23 protein-coding genes are annotated in these 23,191 nt (G+C 68.9%); 17 read left to right on the plus strand and 6 right to left on the minus strand.

Annotated elements, in window-relative coordinates:
• Position 1: 1 nt before the first annotated feature.
• From LTV02_RS12065 to LTV02_RS12100, 8 genes are read left to right on the plus strand one after another with little or no spacing between them, the layout of a single operon-like run.
• Positions 2-1,099 (plus strand): MCE family protein, encoded by a 1,098-nt coding sequence (locus LTV02_RS12065; protein ID WP_233040074.1) that lies wholly within the window; start codon positions 2-4, stop codon positions 1,097-1,099.
• Positions 1,096-2,205, plus strand: coding sequence for an MCE family protein (locus tag LTV02_RS12070; RefSeq protein WP_233040075.1), 1,110 nt, complete (start codon positions 1,096-1,098; stop codon positions 2,203-2,205). Before LTV02_RS12065 ends, LTV02_RS12070 begins: the two co-directional genes overlap by 4 nt.
• Positions 2,202-3,296: an MCE family protein gene (locus LTV02_RS12075; protein WP_233040076.1), complete on the plus strand. Its 1,095-nt coding sequence runs from the start codon at positions 2,202-2,204 to the stop codon at positions 3,294-3,296. The genes LTV02_RS12070 and LTV02_RS12075 overlap by 4 nt, the downstream gene beginning before the upstream one ends.
• Positions 3,293-4,567 (plus strand): MlaD family protein, encoded by a 1,275-nt coding sequence (locus LTV02_RS12080; RefSeq protein WP_233040077.1) that lies wholly within the window; start codon positions 3,293-3,295, stop codon positions 4,565-4,567. The genes LTV02_RS12075 and LTV02_RS12080 overlap by 4 nt, the downstream gene beginning before the upstream one ends.
• An 18-nt stretch (positions 4,568-4,585) precedes the next feature.
• Positions 4,586-5,233, plus strand: a complete 648-nt coding sequence (locus LTV02_RS12085; protein ID WP_233040078.1) for a hypothetical protein — start codon at positions 4,586-4,588, stop codon at positions 5,231-5,233.
• 35 nt (positions 5,234-5,268) lie between these two features.
• Positions 5,269-5,967 carry a hypothetical protein gene (locus tag LTV02_RS12090; RefSeq protein WP_233040079.1) on the plus strand — a complete coding sequence of 233 codons (699 nt, stop codon included), beginning with the start codon at positions 5,269-5,271 and terminating at the stop codon, positions 5,965-5,967.
• 32 nt (positions 5,968-5,999) lie between these two features.
• Entirely contained in the window at positions 6,000-7,439 is a 1,440-nt protein-coding gene (locus LTV02_RS12095) for a carotenoid oxygenase family protein (RefSeq protein WP_233040080.1), read from the plus strand.
• A 48-nt stretch (positions 7,440-7,487) separates the two neighbouring features.
• A complete protein-coding gene (locus LTV02_RS12100) occupies positions 7,488-8,141 on the plus strand; it encodes a PAS and ANTAR domain-containing protein (protein WP_233040081.1) in 654 nt (217 codons plus the stop codon).
• A gap of 21 nt (positions 8,142-8,162) precedes the next feature.
• Here LTV02_RS12100 and LTV02_RS12105 read toward each other — a convergent pair whose 3' ends face one another.
• The 5 genes from LTV02_RS12105 to LTV02_RS12125 form a co-directional block, all read right to left on the minus strand.
• Complete coding sequence (locus tag LTV02_RS12105; protein WP_233040082.1) at positions 8,163-8,963, minus strand: ThuA domain-containing protein; 801 nt, start codon at positions 8,961-8,963, stop codon at positions 8,163-8,165.
• Complete coding sequence (locus tag LTV02_RS12110) at positions 8,935-9,702, minus strand: SDR family NAD(P)-dependent oxidoreductase (protein ID WP_233040083.1); 768 nt, start codon at positions 9,700-9,702, stop codon at positions 8,935-8,937. The genes LTV02_RS12105 and LTV02_RS12110 overlap by 29 nt, the downstream gene beginning before the upstream one ends.
• 147 nt (positions 9,703-9,849) lie before the next feature.
• Complete coding sequence (locus LTV02_RS12115) at positions 9,850-10,476, minus strand: TetR/AcrR family transcriptional regulator (RefSeq protein ID WP_233040084.1); 627 nt, start codon at positions 10,474-10,476, stop codon at positions 9,850-9,852.
• 19 nt (positions 10,477-10,495) lie between these two features.
• Complete coding sequence (locus LTV02_RS12120) at positions 10,496-11,092, minus strand: hypothetical protein (protein WP_233040085.1); 597 nt, start codon at positions 11,090-11,092, stop codon at positions 10,496-10,498.
• 138 nt (positions 11,093-11,230) lie between these two features.
• The gene (locus LTV02_RS12125) at positions 11,231-12,694 is read right to left on the minus strand and encodes a dihydroorotase (protein WP_233040086.1); all 1,464 of its coding nucleotides are present in this window, start codon (positions 12,692-12,694) and stop codon (positions 11,231-11,233) included.
• A 144-nt stretch (positions 12,695-12,838) separates the two neighbouring features.
• Between LTV02_RS12125 and LTV02_RS12130 the strand changes: the two genes are divergently transcribed.
• From LTV02_RS12130 to LTV02_RS12145, 4 genes are all read left to right on the plus strand, one after another.
• The gene (locus tag LTV02_RS12130) at positions 12,839-14,026 is read left to right on the plus strand and encodes a CaiB/BaiF CoA transferase family protein (RefSeq protein WP_233040087.1); all 1,188 of its coding nucleotides are present in this window, start codon (positions 12,839-12,841) and stop codon (positions 14,024-14,026) included.
• Positions 14,023-14,844 (plus strand): cyclase family protein, encoded by an 822-nt coding sequence (locus LTV02_RS12135; RefSeq protein WP_233040088.1) that lies wholly within the window; start codon positions 14,023-14,025, stop codon positions 14,842-14,844. The genes LTV02_RS12130 and LTV02_RS12135 overlap by 4 nt, the downstream gene beginning before the upstream one ends.
• 141 nt (positions 14,845-14,985) lie before the next feature.
• A complete protein-coding gene (locus tag LTV02_RS12140) occupies positions 14,986-16,398 on the plus strand; it encodes an MmgE/PrpD family protein (RefSeq protein ID WP_233040089.1) in 1,413 nt (470 codons plus the stop codon).
• Positions 16,399-16,600: 202 nt separating this feature from the next.
• The gene (locus tag LTV02_RS12145; RefSeq protein WP_233040090.1) at positions 16,601-17,572 is read left to right on the plus strand and encodes an alpha/beta hydrolase; all 972 of its coding nucleotides are present in this window, start codon (positions 16,601-16,603) and stop codon (positions 17,570-17,572) included.
• A gap of 63 nt (positions 17,573-17,635) precedes the next feature.
• Here the strand turns inward: LTV02_RS12145 and LTV02_RS12150 are convergent, their stop codons facing one another.
• Entirely contained in the window at positions 17,636-18,529 is an 894-nt protein-coding gene (locus LTV02_RS12150) for a hydroxymethylglutaryl-CoA lyase (protein WP_233040091.1), read from the minus strand.
• Positions 18,530-18,660: 131 nt separating this feature from the next.
• Here LTV02_RS12150 and LTV02_RS12155 point away from each other — a divergent pair, with 131 nt between their 5' ends.
• The 5 genes from LTV02_RS12155 to LTV02_RS12175 all read left to right on the plus strand — a co-directional run bounded on the left by LTV02_RS12155 (position 18,661) and on the right by LTV02_RS12175 (position 23,189).
• Positions 18,661-19,872 (plus strand): CaiB/BaiF CoA transferase family protein, encoded by a 1,212-nt coding sequence (locus tag LTV02_RS12155; RefSeq protein ID WP_233040092.1) that lies wholly within the window; start codon positions 18,661-18,663, stop codon positions 19,870-19,872.
• A 10-nt stretch (positions 19,873-19,882) separates the two neighbouring features.
• Entirely contained in the window at positions 19,883-20,515 is a 633-nt protein-coding gene (locus LTV02_RS12160; protein WP_233040093.1) for an isochorismatase family protein, read from the plus strand.
• Positions 20,516-20,675: 160 nt separating this feature from the next.
• Positions 20,676-21,503 carry an alpha/beta fold hydrolase gene (locus LTV02_RS12165; RefSeq protein WP_233040094.1) on the plus strand — a complete coding sequence of 276 codons (828 nt, stop codon included), beginning with the start codon at positions 20,676-20,678 and terminating at the stop codon, positions 21,501-21,503.
• Positions 21,504-21,522: 19 nt separating this feature from the next.
• Positions 21,523-22,356, plus strand: coding sequence for an alpha/beta hydrolase (locus LTV02_RS12170; protein ID WP_233040095.1), 834 nt, complete (start codon positions 21,523-21,525; stop codon positions 22,354-22,356).
• 14 nt (positions 22,357-22,370) lie between these two features.
• A complete protein-coding gene (locus LTV02_RS12175; RefSeq protein WP_233040096.1) occupies positions 22,371-23,189 on the plus strand; it encodes an MBL fold metallo-hydrolase in 819 nt (272 codons plus the stop codon).
• The last annotated feature ends 2 nt before the right edge of the window (positions 23,190-23,191 follow it).

The following is a 23,191-nucleotide window of genomic DNA, read 5'->3' on the forward strand; positions in this document are numbered from 1 at the left end:
CATGGCAACGAAAGTGCGAGCCGCACTGACCCGCATCCGAATGTTCCAGCCGGGCAGACGGATTCCCGTGCTGCGCGGGCGCGCATTGGAGTCCTTCGACACCGCCTGGCTCGGCGGGCTGGCGCTGCTGGCCCTGGTGGTCGCGGTGGCGGCCACCACGCTGGTGACCACCCTGCACGTCGGGCAGGTCGAATACAGCGCGGAATTCGGTCAGGCGGCCGGGATCCGCTCGGGCGATCAGGTGACGGTGGCCGGGGTGCCGGTGGGCACGGTCAGCGGCACCGAACTGGCCGGGGATCGGGTGCTGGTGCGCGTGAAGGTGCGCGGCGAGGTGCGCCTGGGCGCGGACAGCCGGGCCGCCATCACACTGACCTCGGTGCTGGGCGCCCGTCAGGTCACGCTGCAACCGGCCGGTACCGGGGAGCTCGCCGATCGGCGAATCCGGCTGGCGCGCACCAGCGTTCCCTATGACCTGCAGAAGCTGCTGCAGGATTCGACCAGTACCTTCGAGCAGGTCGACGCCGACCGGTTCGCGCAATCCATGCGGGCGTTGTCGGCGCAGTTGCGCGAGACACCGGCCGTGCTGCCCGAGGCGCTGGCCAATGTGCAGAACCTGTCGGCCATGATCGCCGACCGGCGCGATCAGATCGGCTCGCTGCTGCGCAATACCGCGCGCGTCACCGGCGTGCTCATCGACCAGCAGGCCGATCTGGCCGCCCTGGTGGGCCAGGGCAATGCGCTGGTGCGCGAGGTCGTGAGCCGCCGCGACGGCGTCACCCGGCTGCTGGACGCGGCCACCGCCCTGGTCAGCACCGCCCGCGACGTCTCGGTCGGCAATCGAGGCGATATCGACCAGCTGCTCACCGATATTCGCGCCATGACCGCCATGATCGGCGATCACGACGCGTTGCTGCGCAATATGTTCCAGGCGCTGCCGCTCGCCATCCGCAATATCGCCAATGCCACCGGCTCCGGCCCGTACCTGGACTTCCTGCTCCCGGGCGGACTCATGATCGACTCCTGGATGTGCGCGATCAGCGCCAATGCCAAGCAGTCCGACTGGCCCGAGCATTTCCAATACTTCAAGGACTGCCGATGAGAGCTCGCCTGCCGCGCATCGCCGCGCTGCTCGCCCTGGCCCTGGCCGTGTGCGCGGCCGGTTACGCCCTGCTGCCCGCGCGGTCCGGCGGCGGGCAGCGCACCATCGTCGCCCAGTTCGACAATGCCATCGGGCTGTATCGCGGCAATGCCGTGGCCGTGCTCGGCATGCCGGTCGGCACCGTCGAGCAGATCACCACCAAGGGCGATTACGTCGAAGTGGTGCTGAAAGTCGATGCGGGGGTGAAGATTCCCGACTCGGTGCAGGCCGTGACCGTCGGCACCTCCATCCTGACCGAACGCCACGTCGAACTGACCCCGGCCTACACCGGCGGTCCCACCCTGGGCGACGGCGCGGTGCTCGGACTGCGGCGCACCCGCACCCCGATCGAATTCGACCGGGTGCTGAAAATGGTGGAGAAGCTGGGCGGTTCGCTGGGCGGCGACGGAAAGGGCGGCGGCCCGGTAGCCGATATTCTCGACTCCACCGCCACCCTGGCCGCGGGCAGCGGGCCGCAATTGCGCACCGCGCTCAGCGGGCTGGCCGCGGCGCTGCGCACCGGCGCGGACGGCGGGCAGGCCACCGCGGAATCGCTGACCGCCATCGTCACCAATATGAGCGCTTTGGTCGATGCCGCCGCCCGCAATCAGCAGGTGCTGGGCGACTTCGGTTCCGGCGTCCGGCAATTGAGCGATGTGCTGGCCGAGGAACAGCTCGGGCAGGGCAGTACCGGTCGGCAGCTCAACGAGGTGCTGGCCGCGATCACCGCCCTGTTCACCGACCATCGTGACGAATTGCGCGCCACCGTGGCCAGCAGCGAAGCCTTCACCCGCGCCCTGGTCGACTACCGGCGGGAGCTGGCCGAGGTGTTCGATGTGGCCCCGCTCGCGGTGGACAATGTGCTCGGCGCCATCGACACCCGCAACGGGTACCTGCGGGTGGGCGGGCACTTCGACTCGGTGTTCTTCGACAGCTCCATGACCAAGGAGGTGTGCAATCTGCTGGGCTTGCGTCAGCTCGGCTGTGCCACCGGCACTTTCAGCGATATGGGCCCCGATTTCGGCATCACCTCGGTGCTCGGGGCCATGACCAGGATGAACCGGTGAGCCGCCGGTTCGCCCCGGCCGTGCTGGGGGTGTGCGCGGCACTGCTGAGTGGTTGCGCGGTCACCGTGGCGGATCTGCCGCTGCCCGCGCCCGGCGTCAGTGGACCCAGCTACCACCTGACCGCGGTGTTCGGCAATGCGCTCAATCTGCCCGACCGGGCCAAGGTGCGCGTGGCCGGGGCCGATGTCGGCGAGGTGGAGTCCATGACCGCGCGCGACTACACGGCGGTGGTCTCGCTGCGCATCCTCGACAGCGTGCGGCTGCCGGCGGGCACCACGGCCGAATTGCGTTCGGCCACACCGCTGGGCGATATCTTCGTCTCACTGGTGCCGCCCGCCGGCACCGCCGGCGCGGCGACGCTGCGCGACGGCGACACCATCCCGATCGGATCCACGGTCACCGCCGCCACCGTGGAGGAAGTGCTCTCGGCCACCACCCTGCTGGTCAACGGCGGCGTCATCCGCAATCTGACCCGGGTGCTCAACGGCATGGGCGAGGCCATGAACGACGGCGGCGACCGGCTCACCGCACTCATCGGCCGCTCCCGGGACTTGTTGTCCACCATGGCCGCCCGTTCCGAGGACCTGCGCGGGGTGCTGACCCGGACGGCGGCGCTGGCCGACGCCCTCGATGCCCGGCGCGATGCCATCGAGGAGGTGCTCGCCTCGGCCGCACCGGCGTTGACGGTGATCGCGGAGAACACCGCGCAGATCGTGGACCTGGCCGACCGCATCTCGGCGGTGACCGCGCAACTGGCGAAATTCCCGGCGCTGCAGGGCACCGACACCCGCGGCATCGTGCACGACATGAACGTGCTCGCCGGCGCGTTCAACGAATCCGCGGTCGACCCCCGGGTCACCATGGCCAATCTGCTGCGGGTGCTGCCGCCGACGCTGAAGTTCTTCAGCGCCAATGCCGCCCACGCCGATGTGGAATTGCGGCAGGTGGTGCTGGGACCGGTCGACGATCCCGCCCACCTGGCCGATCCGGCGTTCCGGCTGCCCGAATCCGCGGACTGGGCCAATTTCGCGGGCTCGCTGGCGTTCGTGCTCACCCAGCTGGGCAATCGCGTGTATGGCGGTGGGCGATGAGCAGTCTCGAATCGCCCGCCCGCTGGCTGGTGCGTGCCGCCGGGGTGGTGCGCGGTCATCGGCTGCTGCTGTCCACGCTCGCGCAGATCGTGCTGGTCGCGGTGGCCGGCAGCTACATTCTGTTCGGGGCGCTGCGCACCGACCCGTTCGCGAGCCAGATGTCCATCCGGGTGCGGTTGACCGAATCCGGCGGGCTGCTGGCCGGGCAGGACGTCACGTTGCGCGGGGTGCCGATCGGCAAGGTCGCCTCGGTCGAGCTCACCGGCGCCGGGGTGCTCGCCGTCGCACGGGTGGACGCCGGTGCGCGAATTCCCCGCGACGGCACCGTGATCCGGGTGTCGGGCCTGTCCCCCGCCGGTGAGCAGTACCTGGAGTTCACGCCGTCGGGCACCGACGGACCGCTGCTCGGCGACGGCAGCGAGATCGCCGAGGACCGCACCGCGACTCCCGCGCCGCTGTGGCGGGTGCTCGGCAATATCGACGGCGTGCTGGCCCAGACCGATCCGGCGAAACTGCGGGCCGTCGTGCGGGAGCTCGGCGTCGGGCCGGACGGGCCGGACAAGCTGCGCGATCTGCTGTCCGGTGCGGGCCTGCTCATGTCGACCCTCGACGGGGTGCTGCCGCAGACCATGACCCTGTTGCGCAGCAGTCGGCCGGTGTTCCAGATGATCGGTGCATCGGCGGACGGAATCCGTTCGACCACTGGCAATCTCACCGCCACGCTGAGCGCCGTCGGCGCCCGGGACGGCGGGCTGAATCAGCTGCTGGATCTGGCTCCGCAGGCGTTGCGGACCATGGACGCGATCATCGCCGACAACTCGCCCACCATGGTGGCGCTGCTCGGCAATCTCGCCACCGTGGCCCAGCTGTCGTATGTGCGGGTGCCCGCGCTCACCGAACTGCTGCGCAAGGACCGGGGGTCGGTGCTCGAGGCGGCGGCCTCGATCATGCACGACGGGGGCGTGTGGGCGGTCGCCAATCTGTACTTCCGGCATTTCTGCGATTACGAGCATCCGCGCGATGTGCCGTTCCAGCCGGACTATCCGGAGCCGTATCTCTACACCTATTGCGCCCAGGACGATCCCGGGCAGCTGGTGCGCGGGGCCCGCAACGCACCCCGGCCGCCCGGTGACGACACCGCCGGACCACCGGCCGGATACGACCCCATGCGGCGCACCGATCCGACGCCGATCGGACCGCACACCATCCCCCTGCCCTACGGCGGGCCCACCATGCCGCCCGAATCCGAGCCGACGCGCCGGGGCAATTAGTTTCCGCGAAGGAGTGCCATGCCCGACACCACCGATGTCCTCGAGGTAGCGACCGAAGCCGAGGACGAAAAGAAAACCGAAGAGCCCCAACCGGATTCGCCCCCGGAAGCAGCGGAAGAGGCGAAGAGCGCGCCGCGCAAGCGGGGTGTGGCGCCGATGCGCAGAGTTGCCGGTGTGCTGCGGTCCGCCCGCACTCGCCGGGCGCTGCCCATCGCGGCGCTGCTGCTGATCCTCGGATTGGCTTCCACCACCGGGTATTACGGCTGGCACTACCGACAGGATCGGGCGGTCGACACGGCCGCCGCGGCCGCCCTGCAGGCCGCCAACGCTTACGCCGTCACCCTGACCTCGGTCGACACCACGAAGCTGGATGCCGATTTCCAGGCCGTCCTGGACGGCTCCACCGGCGAATTCCGGGATACCTACACCAAATCCAGCGCCCAGCTGCGCCAACTGCTGATCGATCACAAGGCGACCGGTTCCGGTGTGGTGCTGCAATCGGCGGTCGAATCCGCCGCCGCCGACGAGGTCGTGGTGCTGCTGTTCGTCGATCAGACGGTCACGAACACCGAGATGCCCGATCCCCGCATCGACCGCAGCCGCATCGTGATGACCATGCGCCTGGTCGACGGCCACTGGAAGGCCGCCAAGGTCGACATCCCCTGACGACGGGCTCCGCCGCCGGATCCGAGAGGTGAAAGATGAACACAACCAAGCCCACTCGCACGCTCACCGCCGTGCGCGACGACCTGATCATGCGGTCCATGCTGACCAAGGTCGGCGACGTGCCCGAAGGGGTGCTGCTGCCGGTGCTGCGCGTGGTCGCCGACGATCGCGCCGCCGTGGACGCCGCCTGGACCGCCGTCGCCGCCGGGCGCACCGGCAATCGGCTGCTGGAGGGACCGCGCTGGTCCTGGAAGCGGCGCTACGGGCAGTTCGTGCGCGAACTCGAATGGACCAGTACCGAATTGACCAAGGTACTGCCCGCCGAGGAGGTCACCGACCTGGTCGCGGACGCGGTATCGCTACGGCTGCGCCGCTGGCTGCGCTACCTCCTGCCCGCGTTCGGCTCGGTCCGCCTGGTGCCGCGACGCCTCTACCCGGCGGTCATGGACGCCGGGGTGAGCGTGGCCACCTTCCTGGTCGGGCCCATCCACCGGGTCGGCGAAGAAGCCGACGGCACCCTCGTCTACGAGATCCCCGAATGCGCCATGCACACCTCGGTGTCCTCACCTCAGGCGCAGGTGAATTCGTGCCTGATGGGCTGCAAAGCCGCCTGCGAGCGCGTGTTCGACGCGCACTCGGCAATGCCGCTGGAGTTCGATCCGCACCTGCCCGGTCTGTCCTGCACGCTGCGGGTGCATCCGGCCGCGTCCCTGCCCGCCACCACGACCGCCTGAGCGGCGGCCCCATCAACCCTTCAGGAGAGGCCATGTCCGGTCCGGCCGACGCCCCCGCACGCCCACGCGACTACATCCCGCTCTACGACGAATTCGATTATCCGGTTCATGATTTCGACGGCGCGCTGCCGGAGGGCCTGCGCGGCACCATGTATCGCAACGGGCCCGGCAAGATGGAGGCCGGCGGGCAGCCGCTCGGTCACCTCTTCGACGGCGACGGCATGCTGTCCATGTACGCCATCGGCGACGGGACGCTGCACTTCCGCAATCGGTTCGTGCGCACCAAGCACTACCGCAAGTCCCTGACCGCGCACGGCGCGCCCTATCGCGCACTGGGCACCATGCGCCCGGGCGGGGTGCTGACCAACGCGCTGCAATTCCCCGCGAATGTGGCCAATACCAGCGTCACCATGCACGCGGGCAAACTGCTCGCGCTGTGGGAAGGCGGGCGGCCCACCGAACTCGACCCCGACACCCTCGACACCCTCGGCGTGCACGACTTCGACGGCGGCCTGAAATGGATCGGCGCGTTCTCGGCACATCCCAAGTGGGACAACCGAACCGGCGACATGTACAACTTCGGGCTGGCCATGTTCCCGCGCCCCGGCCTGGCCTGCTATCGCGTGGACCGCACCGGGCGGCTGCACGAACTGGGCCGGCTGGATCTGCCGACGCCCATGTTCAATCACGATATGGGCCTGACCGACCGGCATCTGGTGTTCGTCATCCCGCCGCTGGTGTTCCCGCTGCGCAAGTTCCTGGGCGCGGGCCTGGCGTTGCGCAATTTCATCGAGGCCATCGACTACGACGCCCGGCGCGGCACCATGATCGGCCTCGTACCCCGCGACGGCGGCAGACCGCGCATCCTGCACACCGACGCGCTCATGCATCTGCACCTGGCCAACACCTACGAGGACGGCAGCGACACCGTCGTCGAACTGCTGAACTACCAGGCCACCTGGGAAGAGCTCAACGGCCAGCTCAGCAATGCGCAATCCGGCCTCACCGGCGCCAAGCCCTACGGCGGGAAGCTCATGCGCGTGCGAATCACCCCCACCGGCCGCGTGATTCACGAACCGGTCTCCGATCTGCAAGGCGACTTCCCGGCCTACCATCCGGCGTACGCGAGCCGCCGCAATCGCTACGTCTACCTGGCGGCCGGCGCCGACGGCACCCCGCACCCGAGCGCGATCGCCAAGATCGACAACGACACCGGCAAGGAATCCCTGCACCGGCTGCCCGAGGACACCGCCGCCCACGAACCGATCTTCGTGCCCCGCCCCGGCTCCGGCGGCGAGGACGACGGCTGGCTGCTCGTGCTGACCCAGCCACGCTCCGGCGACTCCGCGTCCCTGCTCGTCCTGGACGCCCGGGACCTGTCGGCCGAGCCGCTCTACCGCGGCCGCCTGCGCCATCACATGCCGCTGACCTTCCACGGCACCTTCACCCCGCGACTGGCGCAACCGGCGTGATGGCAGGTATCGGACGTCGATAGCCGGCGTGCCGGGCATACTCGGGTGATGGAGCTCAACGGACCGGTCAAGGACGCGGTCGAACAGGTGGTCGCCGCGGGTGTGCCCGAAAAGGTCGGCAGTCTCCGCTTCTGGTTCGGCGAGCAGCGCTGGGAGTGGTCGGACGAGGTCGCACGGCTGCACGGGTACGAGCCCGGGGAAGCCGAGCCGACCACGGAGTTGCTGTTGTCGCACAAGCATCCGGAGGACCGCGGCCGGGTCGAGGCGGAGTTCGTGGCGTCGGTGCGCGACCACGGGCCGTTCTCGAGCCGGCATCGCATCGTCGACCGCGCCGGCGACGTGCACCACGTGATCGTGGTGTCGCGGCCGATCACCGACGGATCGGAGCAGGTGATCGGCACCGAGGGGTTCATGGTCGATGTCTCCGACGTGCTCGCCGACCAGCACCGTCAGGCATTGAACGACACCCTGCCGGTGGTGATCGAGCAGCGCGCGGTCATCGAGCAGGCCAAGGGGATGCTGATGCTGGTCTACTCGCTCTCCGAACAGCAGGCGTTCAGGGTGCTGCGCTGGCGTTCACAGGAAACCAATCTCAAATTGCGCGAAATCGCGACGCGCCTGGTCGAGCGCGCGCACGAGCTGCCGATGACCGCGCAGTGCCGCAGCCGTTGCGATCATCTGCTGCTCACCTTGCATCTGTAGCGCGCATCACCGACGACCGGACTACGGCGCGATCGCGGCCCGCACCGCCCAGGACAGACAGCGGCGCAGCACCGTGCGGTAGGCGGGCACATCCCAACTGCCTCGATCCGGTTCGCCGAGGTCCGGCACTCCCAGGTCCTGGAGATCGAAGCGGCCGCGGCAGTGGCCGAGGGTGAAATAGCAGACGGTGCCGGGGCCGTGTTCCTTCAGATAGAGCACCGGGCGCGGTTCGTCGAGGGTGGTGTGGCCGTCGGCGAATCCGGTGGACTCACCGACGAATCGGGTGTGGGCGAGCACTCGCAGTGGTGGCCGTAGCTCGCTGATGTAGAGCTCGTCGGTCACTTCGAACGGTCCGATGCCTCGCATCAGCGGATGCTCCGGTTCGGTCGGGGTCACCGTGTACGGGGCGATCGGGGGGTGACCGAGGAACCGGCTGCCCAGCAGTTCGGTGACCTCCTCCGGGATCGGCGGCGTGCTGAAAAGGGTTGCGGCCGTGGGCGGGTTGCGCACGACGGCGGCATTGGTGCCGTGTAGTGCGAGCCACCGGCCGCCGCGGGACAGGAACCCGGCCAAGGCCGCGCTCTGTGCCGCGTCGGGAACCCGGTTGCAGGTATAGGTGATGAGGACGTCCGCGGCGTCGAGCGCGTCGATCCGGGCGTAGTCCTCGAACACCCGGGTTCGCACCTGCTCGAAGGCCGCCAGTTCCGCGAGCAGGCACCGTCGCGCGTAATCGAAGTCGTGCCACTGGCCACCGCAGATCAGCACCGCCTCGATGCGGCGGGTGCCGTCCGGCTCAGAAGTCGAAGCGATTGGTGAAACCACCGTCGATCACCAGGTTCGTGCCGGTAACCTGCCCGGCCGCCGGAGAGGCCAGGAACGCCACGGCATTGGCCACATCCTCGGCGGAGGCCAGCTTGCCCAGCCCGGTGGCGGCGACCGCGCCCTGATAGAGCTCGGGCATACCGTTCTTGATCTGCTCCCACACGCCCCCTTCGAAATACACCGGGCCGGGTGAGACCGAGTTCACCCGGATCCCCTGGGGCGCAAGCTCCTTCGCCTTCGCGGCGGCATGCTGCAACATGGCCGCCTTGAACGCGCCGAAGCTGTTGGCGGTGGGCAGGATTCCGGCTTCGAGGGCCGAAGTGGAGGCGATGGCGACGACCGCTCCCGCTTGGCCGGCCGTCAGGTACGGGGTGGCCGCGTCGATCAGGGTCACCAGGCTCATCAGATCGGTGGCGAAATTGTGCTCCCACGACTTGTCGTCGGCGCCGACCGACGCCGAGGCATTGGCCACCACGATATCGAGACCGCCGAGGGCTTCGGCGGTCTCGTGCACGAACGCGGTGAGCTCCGCGCGGTCCGCGACGTCCAGAACCCGGTGGTACACCGAGCCTCTGGCCTGCGCGGACAGCTTCTCGGCGGTCTCGGTGAGCTGCCGCGCGTCGCGGGCGCAGATGCTCACCGAAGCGCCTTCGGACAGCAGGGTACGGGCGATGGCAAGGCCGATGCCGCGGCTGCCTCCGGTGATGAGGGCGCGCTTGCCCTCGAGATCGAGATCCATGAACGCTCCTTGCCGCCGGGCGCGGAATCGACACACCGCCCGTATTAGCTAGCTGGACAATTAATTTCTAACAACAGTCCGCGCCCGGGTCAAGATGCGATGCGAGGGATCGACGAAAAAGACTGAGATGCAATGTGATCGACGAACCTACCGCGCCGATTCGAGCAACAGCGTCTCGAACAGTTCGGTCAGCCGGTCCATGGCGATCGGGTCGGTCGCCGCGGCGGCATGGGCGAATCCGTCCACCACCGCACTCACCAGGCGCGCCACTTCCCTCGGATCGAGGTCCGCCGGGATCAATCCGGCCGACTGCCCCAGCCGCACCGCATCCGACAGCCCTTCGTTCATGCGCTCGCTCACCGCCGAGAACGGTTCGGACAGTTCGGGATAGCGTCGCGCGTCGATCGGCGCCGTGGCGACGAAGCCGGCGAGCTCCGGATACTGGTGATTGATTCGCATGGACGATTCCAGCAGCGCCCGCAGCAATCCCCGCACCGACAGCGGCTCGGTCAGATGCTGATGCGTGTTGTCGATGATCCGCCCGTACACGTCCGCACACACCGTCTCGAACAACTGCCGCTTGGTCCCGAAGTGATAGAACACCGCACCCGCCGTCACCCCGGCCTCGGCGGCGATCTGACTGTTGGTCGCGGGACCGTAGCCATAGCGGGCGAAACACTGGATGGCAGCCTCGATCACCCGGGCCCGGGTATCGGTGCTATCGGTCCCGGCCGGACGGCCCGGACCGCTCCGAGCCTGTTTGCTCTGCGTCATCCGGCCATTATCGCCGATATCACGCCGCTATCCGATTCGAGCGCCGCCCGGTGCGAGCGAGATCGGCGGCGCTGCGCCTGGCTGTCGCCACGACGGCGGCCAGGAGGACCGCCTCGCCGGCATTGCCGAGTGGGGGCAGGGTGACGGCGGCGGCCGCGGTGCCGATGAGCAGGACGGCTGCGAGGGCGAGCCAGGGCCGGTTGGTGGTGCGCCACAGGCAGATTCCCGCGATCGATATCAGCAGGCTCACGACGAGGGCGGGTATGGGTGGACCGGCGTGGGCGGTGGCTGTGTAGCGGAGGGTGTCGGCGAAAGTGCGGGGTTCCAGGTGCAGGCCGGGTAGGGCGGTCAGGACGCGCCAGGTGAGCAGTGCGAGGGTGAGCAGTCGGCAGCGGGGGCGTGGCCAGCCGAGCAGGTTGATGGTGACCCACATCGCGAGCAGTGGCGTCAGTACGGCGTGGCCGATGAAGCGGAAGGTGCACAGGGTGTGTAGCGGTTCGCCTGCGCCGAGGAGGGTGCCGAGGCCGAATACGAGTGAGTCGTAGGCCAATCCGAGTCCGACCAGGGCCAGGGGTAGCGAGTGCGAGGGTCGGTCGCCGCGCGGGAGGCGGGCCACGCATGCGAGTTCGAAGATGCCGGTCAGTACCAGGGCGAGGGAGACCAGTGGACCAGCCTTTCAGGATGTGCCGCGACGGCAGCGCGGCACCAGCGATCGCAGCGCGGGCGCGGGCGATCGCGGGCTGTTGGGGGGCGTTCAGGCCGGGTCGCGCCGCAGGTACCGGCCGCGGGGATCGCCTTGTACCCGGCCGTCGCCGAAGATGCGGTGGCCGCGCAGAAAGACGTCGGTGACGCGGGCGGTCATCTCGAAGCCTTCGAACGGCGTGTATTCCTGGGCGGATTCGGAATCGGTGGCGCGCACGGTCCAGCGGGCGTCCGGGTCGACCAGTACGATGTCGGCGTCGAAGCCGGCGGCGATGGTGCCCTTGCCGCGTAAACCGTAGCGGCGGGCCGGGTTCCATGCGGTCAGGGCGGCCACGCGCGAGAGTGGCAGTCCGCGTTTGCGCCCCTCCCCTACCAGGCCGGGCAGCAGGTATTCGGCGCCGCCGAAGCCGGATTTGGCGGCGAACACGTCGTCGCGATCGGGGCCGAACTTCTGTTCGTCGCGGCAGCAGGCGTGATCGCTGACCACCCAGTCGATCTCGCCCGCGAGCAGGTGCCGCCACAGGGCTTCCACGTCGGGGCGTTCGCGCAGCGGCGGGTTCACCTTGCCGCCGATTCCGTGGGCGGTGTCCACGTCGGCCAGCAGGTGGCCGATGGTGACCTCGCGGCGGAAGTCGACCTGCGGGAAGGCCTTCGCCATGGTCAATGCGGCGGCGACCGCTTTGGCCGAGGACAGGTGCAGCAGGTTGATGTTCGCCAGGCCGGTCTCGTGGGCGAGGTAGGACGCCATGGTGATGGCCAGGCCCTCCGAATGCGGTGGGCGCGAGGCGCTGTAGGCGCGCAGGCCGGTCAGGGTGGGGTCCTGTTCGACCAGTGCGGTGTAGGCGGCCATGATCTCGGCGGTCTCGCAGTGCAGCGACAGCGACAGGCCGGGGCCGAAACGCTTGCGGGCGTGCTGGATTCCGCGCATGACGAATTCGAAGTGGGCCAGGTCGTAGCGTTCGGTGGCCGGGATCATCAGGAAGTCGGCCTGATCGGCGGAACGGCCGTGCAGGCCGTGACCGCCGTAGAACATGAAGATCTTGAACGAGATGACGCCGAATTCTTTTATGAGTGAGGGGATTTCGGCGATGTGCTCGGTGGTCATCGGGGCCAGGTGCAGGGCGTGGTCGACGAAGGCGCGTCCGGCCATGCGGTCGAGCACCTCCGGCACGAAGTCGCGGTACGCGCCGCCCCGATTCAAGTAGTAGCGGCCGGTGCGCATATACGTCAGGGCGGTGGTGACCCCGCCTTGCGCGCAGGCCCGGCTCTCGCTGTCGGTGTCGGCGGCCAGATCCTGGTAGATGCCCCAGTGCTGGTGGGCGTCGATCACGCCGGGAAAGGCGAGCAGGCCGTCCGCGTCGAGCACTCGATCCGCCCGCGCCACCGGCAGATTCGGTCCGACCGCGGTGACCACGCCGCCGGAGACGGCGATATCGACAGCGGCGGGGTCGTCGGTGGACGGATCATCGGGACGCACCACGCGCGCGTTCTTGATCAGCAGGTCTGCGTCCGCCACGGTCGCGCTCAAGTTTCTCTGTGGGAAACGTCTTTTCCGACTCGGCGATCATCGCAGTATGGTGTGCTGATAGTCAACGCCGCGAACCCATTCGAGTGTTTCGCATGGGGAAACTTGATGGCGGTGGAGCGAGGAGGGTGGCCGATGGAGGGCCCATTGTCGGGACTACGGGTGCTGGATACGGCGACACTGTTCGCCGGACCGCTGGCGGCCACGCTGCTCGGGGATTTCGGGGCGGAGGTAGTGAAGATCGAGCACCCCCGCGGTGACCCGGTCCGCAGCCACGGCGCGCAGCGGGACGGCGTCGGCCTCTGGTGGAAGATGCTGGGGCGCAACAAGAAATCGGTGACGCTGTATCTCGGGTCGGACGAGGGCCAGGAGCTGTTCCGGCAGCTGGTCGCCGACGCCGATGTCGTGATCGAGAACTTCCGGCCCGGCACCCTCGAACGCTGGGGGCTCGGGTATCCGCAGTTGCGGGAACTCAATCCAGGTCTGGTGCTGGCCCGGGTCACGGGATTCGGTCAGATCGGGCCGTATTCTCGCCGACCGGGATTCGGCACTCTCGCCGAGGCGATGAGCGGTTTCGCCGCGCTCACCGGCGAGCCGGACGGGCCGCCCACCCTGCCGCCGTTCGGTCTCGCCGACGGGATCGCCGCGCTGGCAACGGCTTTCGCGGTCATGACCGCATTGCGGGCCCGCGCGGAGAGCGGGCACGGGCAGCAGATCGACCTGGCCATCATCGAACCCATCCTCACCTTGCTGGGACCGCAGCTCATCGCCTACGACCAGCTGGGCGAGCTGCAACCCCGGATGGGAAACCGGTCCTCCAACAATGCTCCCCGCAATATCTACCGCACCGCCGACGGCGGCTGGGTGGCGGTCTCCACCAGCGCGCAGTCGGTGGCGGAGCGGGTGATGCGCCTGGTCGGGCGGCCCGATCTGATCGATCAGCCCTGGTTCGGTTCGGGAGCCGAACGCGCCGCGCACGCGGACGAACTCGATGCCGCGGTCGGGGCATGGATCGCCGAGCGTGACACCGATGCGGTGCTCTCGGCCTTCGAGAAGGCCGAAGCCGCCGTCGCTCCCGTGTACACCGCCGCGGACGTGCTGGCCGATCCGCACTTCCAGGCGCTGGGCACCATCGCCGAGGTGCCCGACGCGGAGCTGGGCCTGATCCGTATGCAGAACATACTGTTCCGGCTCTCGGAGACACCCGGTGCGATCCGCTGGGCGGGACCGCCGCTGGGCGCGCACACCGCACAGGTCCTCGCCGGCTACGGGGTGGATGCGACCCGGCTGGCCGAGCTGCGCACCGCCGGGGTGGTCCGGTGAGTCGCCGACTCGATCCACTGGTCACCCTCGTCCGAGACGGGGTGCGGCTGATCGAGCTCGGGCAGCCGTTCTTCACCGGCATGCCCTGCTCCCCCAATCACCCGGGCTTCCGGATGACTTTGGCGCGCAGGCACGGTGACATGGTGCGCGCCGACGGCGGCTCGGCCGCCAACGAGGTCATCGTGACCGGCGGTCACGTGGGCACCCATATCGATGCCCTGAGCCACGTCAGCCATGACGGGCTGCTGCACGGCGGTATCGACGCGGCGGCGGCACAGCGCGGCGGCCGGTTCACCAGCCACGGCGCCGAACACCTCCCCGGGTTCCTGTGCCGCGGCATCCTGCTCGATATCGCCCGCGTGCACGACACCGAAACCCTGCCCGGCGGTTACGAAGTGACGGTCGCGGACCTCGAGGCCGCCGCCACCGCCGCGGGCGTCGCACCGGAACCCGGCGATGTCGTACTGATCCGCACCGGGTGGGCGCGCCTGTTCGACGACCCGGCGGCCTACCTCGGATCCGCCGGCGGAGTGCCGGGCGTCGGGGTCGCGGCGGCGCGCTGGCTCGCAGCACGCGGCGTCGTCGCCACGGGAGCGGACACCACCGCCTACGAGTGCATCCCACCCGACGCGGGTCACAGCGTGTTGCCCGTGCACCGGGCGCTGCTGGTGGACGCGGGCATCTACATCCTCGAACACTTGGCGCTGGAAGAACTTTCGTCCCTCGGGATTTCCGAGTTCGTGTTCGTGCTCGCTCCCCTGCGCATCGTCGGCGGCACCGGCTCGCCGGTACGCCCGCTCGCGGCGGTGACCCGATGAACCGCCCTGCCCCATCGCAAAACACAGCGGCTGCGGCCAGCCGCACACGGCGGTTGGCCCGCACCGGGGGTACCGCCAGGAATTACGCGAAGGCCGACGCCACGTGGTCCCGCGATCGGTCCGTGAGAGGAAGGTTCGCCGATGAGTGAGAGCACGGTGGTGGCGCGGTTGGCGGACTTCGCCGAACAGGTCCGGAGCAAGGGGGTGGGCGCGGAGTTGCGGGCCGATGCGTCGCGGCGGGTGCTGGATGTGCTCGGCAACAGCCTTGCGGCGCAGCACACTCCGGCGGCCGCGGCGGTCGCAGCATTGATCGGCGAGTGGGGCGGTGCGCCCCGGGCCACCGCGCTGGGGATGGCGGGCCGGTTTCCCGAGGCGAGTGCGGCGCTGCTGGGCGGGACGCTGGCGCACGCCCTGGATTTCGACGACACTCATCTGCCGTCGATATTGCATCCCTCGGCGTCGGTGGTGCCGGCGGCGCTGGCGGTCGCCGAGGCGGTCGGAGCGTGCGGAGCGGCGCTGCTGGACGCGGTCGCGGCCGGGATCGAGGTCACGGTGCGCCTCGGGATGGCCGGATACGATGATCGCCTGGGTAATTCGGTGTTCTTCGAGCGCGGGCTGCACGCCACCGCCATCTGCGGGACGCTCGGTGCGGCGACCGCGGCCGCCATGTTGTACGGGCTGTCCGCCGACGGCATCGCGCACGCGCTCGGCATTGCCGCGAGCATGGGATCCGGGTTGCTGGAGGCGAATCGGACCGGCGGCACGGTCAAGCGGGTGCACTGCGGTTGGGCGGCGCACGCCGGGGTCAGCGCGGCCGGATTGGCCCGGCACGGCCTCACCGGGCCGCCGACCGTCATCGAGGGCAGATTCGGCCTGCTGCACGCGTTCTGCGGTGAGCAGGCGCGGGTGGCGGCGATCCTCGACCGGCTCGGTGACGAGTGGGAGCTGCCCGGCGTCTTCTTCAAACCGTATCCCTGCAACCATTTCACGCACGCCGGCATCGACGCCGCGCTGCGCCTGCGGGCCGCCGGCGTCACCGAGGACGCCGTGGCGCGGCTGATCTTGGGCACACCGACGCCGGCACTACGCACCATTGGCGAACCACCGACCGCCAAGCGCAGACCGGAATCCGGTTACCACGCGGCGTTCTCGGGCCCGTACACGGTGGCGGCGGCGCTGCTGGGCGGCGGCGGTCTCGGGGTCTTCCACGCCGACTTCACCGACGCCGCCGCCCGCGACCCGCGCCGAATCGCCTTGGCCGCCAAGGTCGAATGCGTCTCGGACGCACGGTGCGACGCGGTGTTCCCGCACCAGTTCCCGGCCGTCCTGACCGCCGAACTGCACGACGGCCGCACGCTGACCGAACGCGTGGAGGTCAATCGCGGCGGGCCGGGCAATCCGCTGTCGGCGCACGAGCTGGCGACCAAGTTCCGGCTCAATCTCGAGTCCGCGGGCAGCGCGGCTCCGGCCGACGACATCAGCGAGATCGTCTATGCCCTGGCCGGTCTCGACGACTTGACGAAACTCCTTGCCGTGATTCGCCCGCCGGAGTAGGAAACCGGCCGATCTCCGGAGGGGCCCGACCGCTGCGGCGGCCGGGCCATTCGGCATGCCCGGCCCGCAATCCGGAATCCGAAACACGCTGCAGGAAAGCTCTTTTCGACACCCTCAACCCATTGACTCGCGAGCGTTTCAGACCCCTAATTGTCGCCATGAGAGAAACATGGTTTCTCGATGAGAGACAAAGGAGTCATCCGTGAGAACCAGAGCCCTGGCCGCCATCCTCGGCCTCACTGCGGCCCTCGCCGCCTACTGCGGAGCGGTCCAGCCCGCCGCGCACGCCGACGCCGCGGTCACCAAGGTGGAGAACAAGGTCGATATCCGCTGCGCATTCCAGACCCTGCACCAGAGCAGCGACTGGTACTTCCCCGCCGGCAACCCCAAGGCCCTGCTGTGGTTGCAGCACGGGTTCACCGGCTCCAACGACGCCATGGACGACACCGCGCGCAAATTCGCCGAGCAAGGGTTCCTCGTCTTCGCCCCGACGCTCCCGACCGCCAACCTGCTCGGCTGCACCATCGCCAATCTCGGCAACAACACCGATTTCCTGCACAATGTGGCCGACCTGTTCGGCAAGGCCGGCGATCCCGGCGACAAGCTCGGCCGCAGCTTCGCCGACGCCAGATCCAAAGCCGGGCGCGGGAACCTGACCCTGCCCACCGCGATGGTGTTCGCCGGGCATTCGGCCGGCGGCGAAGCGGTGCCCTATGTCGCGCAGCAATTGCGGTCCGGGTACGCCGGCGCGTTCGCCAATCTGCGCGGGCTGATCCTGTTCGATCCGGTGAAGAGCTTCATCGGCAACAACCTGAGCAGTTCGCTCAACCATCTGAGCAACAGCACCCTGCCGGTGCTGGCCATCAGCGCTCCGCCCTACAGCTGCAACAACAACGGCTCCGGCACCGCCGAACTGCAAGAGCAGCTGAACCGCTCGTTCCTGGGCGTGCGGCTCACCAGCGGCGCGCACATCGATGTCGAGGCCGCCAGCGCACCCGGGCCGGACAAGACCGCCTGCGGCACCCCGCAGGACAAGAATGTGGCCGCGCTGCAGAAGCTCTCGACCGGTTGGGCGAACGATTTCGTCAGCGGTTCGACCACCGCGGATTACTACCCCGGCGGCGGCTACTACGAGGGCCTGCGCACCGCGGGCACCATCGAAACCCTGTCCTGATCCCGCTCGGCCCGTGGTGACGGCGGAACACCGTTCGCACCACGGGCTTTCGCCCGTCCGTGCTCAGGCTGCCGGAAATCCTCCGGCGCGTCCGAGCAGGGCGGGCACCGGCTTGCCGAGCACCTCGCCCAGCCAGGCGCCGGTCTCGTTGACACGGTCCATCCGGACACCGGTTTCGATTCCCATGCGGTCGAGCATGTACAGCAGATCCTCGGTGGCGATATTGCCGGTCGCGGCCGGCGCGAAGGGGCAGCCGCCGACGCCGCCGGTGCTGGCGTCCAGGACGCGGGCGCCGGCCTCGAGCGCCGCGATCGCATTGGCGTATCCGGTATTGCGGGTGTTGTGGAAGTGGCAGCGCACGACCACTTCCGGGGCCAGCGCGGCGGCGCCGGTGACCAGCGTCCGGACCCGGTCCGGGGTGCCGACGCCGATGGTGTCGGCCAGCGCGATCTCCTCCGGTCCGGCGGCGGCGACCCGGCGCACCAGATCCAGCACCCGCTGCGGGGGCACCTCACCTTCGAACGGACAGCCGAAGGCGGCCGCGATGGTGACGGTGCGGAGCAAGCCGGAGGCGGCGGCGCGATCGGCCAGCGCGTGCCAGCGGTCGATCCCTTCCTCGGTGCCGCAGCCCTGATTGCGGTGGCTGAAGGTATCCGTCGCCACCACGACGACATTGATCTCGTCCACGCCGCAGGCCAGCGCCCGATCCAGGCCGCGCTCGTTGAACACCAGCCCGGCATAGGAGACGCCATGACCGCGCGGTACGCCCGCCATCACCGCTTCGGCGTCGGCCATCTGCGGAACCCGTTGCGGGTGCACGAAACTCACCGCCTCGATACGGCGCAGCCCGGCCGCGACGGAGCGTTCGATCAGCCGGACCTTGTCGGCGGTGGCGACGATCTCCGATTCGTTCTGCAGTCCATCCCTGGGCGCGACTTCCAGCACGGTGACTTCCACGGCGACCTCCCTAACTCGAACCTTGCCGCGTTGTTTCTCTCAGGGATACAGTGTATCCACTTTCGCGTACCGTACCCCGCCCGCGCCCCGATTCGATTGCGGCGGCGCGGGTTCCGAGATGGAGGGCCACCATGCCAGCCGTACCGTCCCCGACCGGCCCGCTGCGCGATCTGCGCGTCATCGAGATGGGCCAGCTGCTGGCCGGGCCGTTCTGCGGCCAACTGCTCGGCGATTTCGGCGCGGAGGTGATCAAGCTGGAGGCGCCCGGCATAGGAGATCCCATGCGGCAGTGGGGCCGCGAACAATCCCAGGGCAAATCCCTGTGGTGGCCGGTGGTGGCGCGCAACAAGAAATCGGTCACCTGTGATCTGCGCGATCCGGAGGGTCAGCGGCTGGCTCGTGAGCTCATCGCCCGCGCGGACATCGTGATCGAGAACTTCCGGCCGGGCACTATGGAGCGCTGGGGGCTGGGCTATGAGCAGCTGCGCGAAGGCAATCCGGGGTTGATCATGGTGCGGGTCACCGGGTACGGCCAGACCGGGCCGTACGCCCCGCGCGCCGGGTACGGCTCGATCGGCGAGGCCATGGGCGGAATCCGTTACACCACGGGCGATCCGGACTCCGCCCCGGCGCGCACCGGCATCTCGATCGGCGATTCACTGGCGGCGGTGTTCGCGACCATCGGCACCCTCGCAGCCGTGCATCACAAGGACCGCACCGGGCAGGGGCAGCTGGTCGACTCGGCCATCTACGAAGCGGTGCTGGCCATGATGGAATCGCTGCTGCCCGAATACGCCATCACCGGATACCAGCGGGAACGCACCGGATCGGTGCTGCCCAACGTCTCCCCCAGCAATGTGTATCCGACCGCGGGCGGGGAGATGATCCTCATCGCCGCCAATCAGGACTCCGTCTTCGCCCGGCTCACCGAACTCATGGGCCGGCCCGAATTGGCCTCGGATCCACGATATTCCAATCACACCGCCCGCGGCGCGCGCATGGACGAGCTCGACGACCTGATCGCGGAATGGACCCGCGGCGCCGACGCCGACGACCTGCTCGAGCGGCTGCACCGCGGCGGCGTGCCCGCCGGGCGGATCTTCACCGCGCGCGATATGTTCGCCGACCCGCATTTCGCGGCCCGTGAGGCCATCGCGCGCATCGCCCATCCCGAGTTCGGCGAGCTGCCCATGGCGAACGTGGTGCCCAAGCTCAGCGCCACCCCCGGCAATATCCGGCACGCCGGACCCGAACTGGGACAGCACAATTCCGAGATTCTCGGCGGACTCCTCGGGCTGGACGCCGAGCAGCTCACCAAACTCGCCGCCACCGGCATCATCTGAGGGCCGCGCGATGCAGGATCTGAACGAGGACGCCCGCACCGCCGGCTACGGACTGCCGCTGGGCGCGGGCGAACGCCCGGCAGTGCTGGTGATCGACGTGTGCGCCGCCTACCTCACCGACGGCTCACCGCTGCGCGCCCCGGTCGAAGACGCCGTCCGCGCCACCGCCACCCTGGTCGCCCACGCGCGAACACATGGATATCCGGTCGTCTTCACCAGGGTCAGCTTCCGCCCCGGCACCGCCGACGGCGGCCTGTTCCGGCGAAAGATCCCCAACCTGGCGGTCTTCGAAGAGGGCAACCCCCTCGGCGAATTCCTCGACGACCCCCGCCCACTCCCCCGCGAAGCCGTCGTGACCAAGCAATACCCGAGTGCCTTCCACGGCACCGCCCTGGCCGGCAACCTCACCGCCGAACGCATCGACACCCTGCTCATCACCGGCCTCACCACCAGCGGTTGCGTCCGCGCCACCGCCACCGACGCCATGCAGCACGGCTTCCGCAGCCTGGTCGTAGCCGACGCCTGCGGCGACCGCGACCCGCGCCTGCACGACGCGAACCTCTACGACCTCAACGCGAAATACGCGGACGTGATCACCCTCGACGCCGCCCTGCGCCTGCTGTCGCCGCCCGGCCCCGCCTGATTCCGGACCGGTCGAGGCGTACGGGTGGCGGACTCGGCAACGTGCGTAGTCGATGCGTAGCCGGTGCCGATCGGACTACGCGCGTCACGTGATTCGCAGGTGGGGTCGGATACGGGACCTTTGAACGGTACCGCTGCGGTACCGCATCGAAGGAGACCCGATGAGCTATGTGACAACCGAGGACGGAACCCGGATCTTCTACAAGGACTGGGGACCCGCGGACGGCATTCCCGTGGTATTGAGCCACGGCTGGCCGCTCAACTCCGACAACTGGGAAAGTCAGGCGCTGTATCTCGCCGAGCACGGCTGCCGGGTCATCACCCACGATCGGCGCGGGCACGGCCGGTCCACCCAAACCTGGACCGGCAATGAAATGGACACCTACGCCGACGATCTGGCGACCGTGCTGGCGGCGCTGGATCTGGCCGGGGTGACGCTGGTCGGGCATTCGACCGGCGGCGGTGAGATCACCCGGTACCTGGGCCGGCACGGCTCGGCGCGGATCGCGAAACTCGTTCTCGTCTCGGCTGTTCCGCCGTTCATGCTGCGCACCGACGACAACCCCGAGGGGCTGCCGATCGAAGTCTTCGACGCCATCCGCGACGGAGAGCGGGCGTCACGGGCGCAGCTGTATCGCGATCTGGCCGACGGGCCGTTCTTCGGGCACAACCGCCGGGGCGATATTCCGCAGGGCATGCGCGACGCATTCTGGGCCCAGGGGCTGGCCTCGGGGCACCGCAATGCCTACGAATGCATCGCGGCGTTCTCGGCCACCGACTTCCGTGACGATCTGGCCAAAGTCGATGTGCCGACCCTGGTCATTCACGGTGACGACGATCAGATCGTTCCGTTCGCCGTGGGCGGCGAACGGTCGGCCAAGCTGGTCGCCGGCGCCGAACTGAAGGTCTACCCGGGGGCGGGTCACGCCCTGCCCGATACCGAGAAGCAGCGGCTGTCGGAAGACCTGCTCGCTTTCATCCGCTCGTGATCAGCGCAAAGGACCGGACATGAACAACATTTCGCACCAGCCGCCCGTCGTCCTGATCCACGGACTGTGGATGACACCGTCGAGCTGGGACACCTGGGCGCAGCGGTTCCGCGAGCGCGGTCACGAGGTCATCGTGCCGGGCTGGCCGGGCATCGGGGACCGCACGCCGGCCCAAGTGCGCGAGGATCCCCGCGCGCTGGAAGGCGTCGGCTTGCGCGAGATCGTCGATTCCTACGACGACATCATTCGCGCCTTGCCGGAACAGCCCATCGTCATGGGTCATTCGTTCGGCGGCATCATCATCCAGATGCTGCTCGATCGCGGTCTGGGTATCGCCGGTGTCGGCGTCGCGCCCGGTCAGACGGCGGGTGTCACGGTGCTGCCGTTCTCGACGCTGCGCACGGGTCTGCCGGTGCTGTGGAATCCGTTCCGCAAGAACAAGGCGAACCCGATCACCAAACGCCATTTCCACTACACCTTCGGCAACGACCTCTCGCGCGCCGATTCGGATCGGGAATGGGAAGCGAGCGCGATCAATTCGTATAATCGCGTGTTCTTCGAGGGTGTGCTGTCGCTGCCGAAACCCGAGACGGGCATCACCGCCGTCGATTTCCGCAAACCCGATCGCGCGCCGCTGCTGCTGATCTCCGGTGGCATCGACCATGTGGCGCCGCCTTCGGTGCAGCAGGCCATGCTGAAGAAGTACGCCGCAGGACCGGCACTGGTCGAGCGGGTGGAGTACCCCGGCCGGACCCACCGCCTGGTCAGCCAGGACGGCTGGGAAGAGATCGCCGATCACGCGCTCGACTGGGCCTTGCGGCACTCGGCGAGCCGTTTCCCGCAGTCCCGGTAGCCGGGGATGCCACCATGACCGGCGTCAAGATCACCCATATCGGCGGGCCCACGGTGCTCATCGAGGTGGACGGGTGGACCATCCTCACCGATCCGACCTTCGACGCGCCCGGCCGCCGCTACGGCTTCGGGCTCGGCACGCATTCGGTGAAAACCGGTGCGCCCGCGCTGACGCCCGCCGACCTGCCCGCGCTGGACGCGGTCCTGCTGTCCCACGACCATCATGCCGACAATCTGGATGCGGCCGGCCGCCGCCTGCTCGACACCGTTCCCGTGGTGCTGACCACCGTGAGCGGCGGCAAACGGCTCGGTCTCGCCCACGCCCGCGGCTTACGACCTTGGGAGCGAACCACTTTGAGCAAGCCCGGGACCGGTGCACTCGAGGTGATCGCCACTCCGAGCCGGCACGGCCCGCCGCTGAGCCGTCCGCTGGTCGGGCAGAATCTCGGCTTCGGCCTGCAACGACCGGGCGAGCAGCGGGTGGCGGTGTGGATGTCGGGAGACTCGGTGCTCTACCGCGGTCTCCTGCAGGTCGCCCGCCGGCTCGATGTCGATATCGCGCTATTGCATTTGGGCGCTGTGCGATTCGGTCTGACCGGCCCGCTGAAGTACACGATGGATGCCCGCGACGCCGCGCGCTTCATCGACCGCCTCGCCCCTCGGGTCGCGGTGCCGGTGCACTACGAGGGCTGGAGTCATTTCAGCGAGGGCTACAGCGCCGCGCAAGCACTGTTCGCACGACAACCCCCGGATATCCGCCGCCGGGTGCGCTGGCTCGAGCTCGGCGAACCCGTCGTCTTCCAGCCCGATTCCATTCCCTCCCAGAAGGATTGAAC

Origin of the sequence: Nocardia yamanashiensis (genome assembly GCF_021183565.1) — a bacterium.
GTDB classification, from domain to species: domain Bacteria; phylum Actinomycetota; class Actinomycetes; order Mycobacteriales; family Mycobacteriaceae; genus Nocardia; species Nocardia yamanashiensis.

What these genes read in the sequence shown, in the direction of transcription:
- LTV02_RS12175 (WP_233040096.1), top strand. Translation starts at nt 22,371, where the DNA reads ATGACCGGCGTCAAGATCACCCATATCGGCGGGCCCACGGTGCTCATC.
- LTV02_RS12070 (WP_233040075.1), top strand. Translation starts at nt 1,096, where the DNA reads ATGAGAGCTCGCCTGCCGCGCATCGCCGCGCTGCTCGCCCTGGCCCTG.
- LTV02_RS12160 (WP_233040093.1), top strand. Translation starts at nt 19,883, where the DNA reads ATGCAGGATCTGAACGAGGACGCCCGCACCGCCGGCTACGGACTGCCG.
- LTV02_RS12170 (WP_233040095.1), top strand. Translation starts at nt 21,523, where the DNA reads ATGAACAACATTTCGCACCAGCCGCCCGTCGTCCTGATCCACGGACTG.
- LTV02_RS12155 (WP_233040092.1), top strand. Translation starts at nt 18,661, where the DNA reads ATGCCAGCCGTACCGTCCCCGACCGGCCCGCTGCGCGATCTGCGCGTC.
- LTV02_RS12110 (WP_233040083.1), bottom strand. Translation starts at nt 9,702, where the DNA reads ATGGATCTCGATCTCGAGGGCAAGCGCGCCCTCATCACCGGAGGCAGC.
- LTV02_RS12165 (WP_233040094.1), top strand. Translation starts at nt 20,676, where the DNA reads ATGAGCTATGTGACAACCGAGGACGGAACCCGGATCTTCTACAAGGAC.
- LTV02_RS12140 (WP_233040089.1), top strand. Translation starts at nt 14,986, where the DNA reads ATGAGTGAGAGCACGGTGGTGGCGCGGTTGGCGGACTTCGCCGAACAG.
- LTV02_RS12100 (WP_233040081.1), top strand. Translation starts at nt 7,488, where the DNA reads ATGGAGCTCAACGGACCGGTCAAGGACGCGGTCGAACAGGTGGTCGCC.
- LTV02_RS12090 (WP_233040079.1), top strand. Translation starts at nt 5,269, where the DNA reads ATGAACACAACCAAGCCCACTCGCACGCTCACCGCCGTGCGCGACGAC.
- LTV02_RS12095 (WP_233040080.1), top strand. Translation starts at nt 6,000, where the DNA reads ATGTCCGGTCCGGCCGACGCCCCCGCACGCCCACGCGACTACATCCCG.
- LTV02_RS12085 (WP_233040078.1), top strand. Translation starts at nt 4,586, where the DNA reads ATGCCCGACACCACCGATGTCCTCGAGGTAGCGACCGAAGCCGAGGAC.
- LTV02_RS12080 (WP_233040077.1), top strand. Translation starts at nt 3,293, where the DNA reads ATGAGCAGTCTCGAATCGCCCGCCCGCTGGCTGGTGCGTGCCGCCGGG.
- LTV02_RS12130 (WP_233040087.1), top strand. Translation starts at nt 12,839, where the DNA reads ATGGAGGGCCCATTGTCGGGACTACGGGTGCTGGATACGGCGACACTG.
- LTV02_RS12065 (WP_233040074.1), top strand. Translation starts at nt 2, where the DNA reads ATGGCAACGAAAGTGCGAGCCGCACTGACCCGCATCCGAATGTTCCAG.
- LTV02_RS12115 (WP_233040084.1), bottom strand. Translation starts at nt 10,476, where the DNA reads ATGACGCAGAGCAAACAGGCTCGGAGCGGTCCGGGCCGTCCGGCCGGG.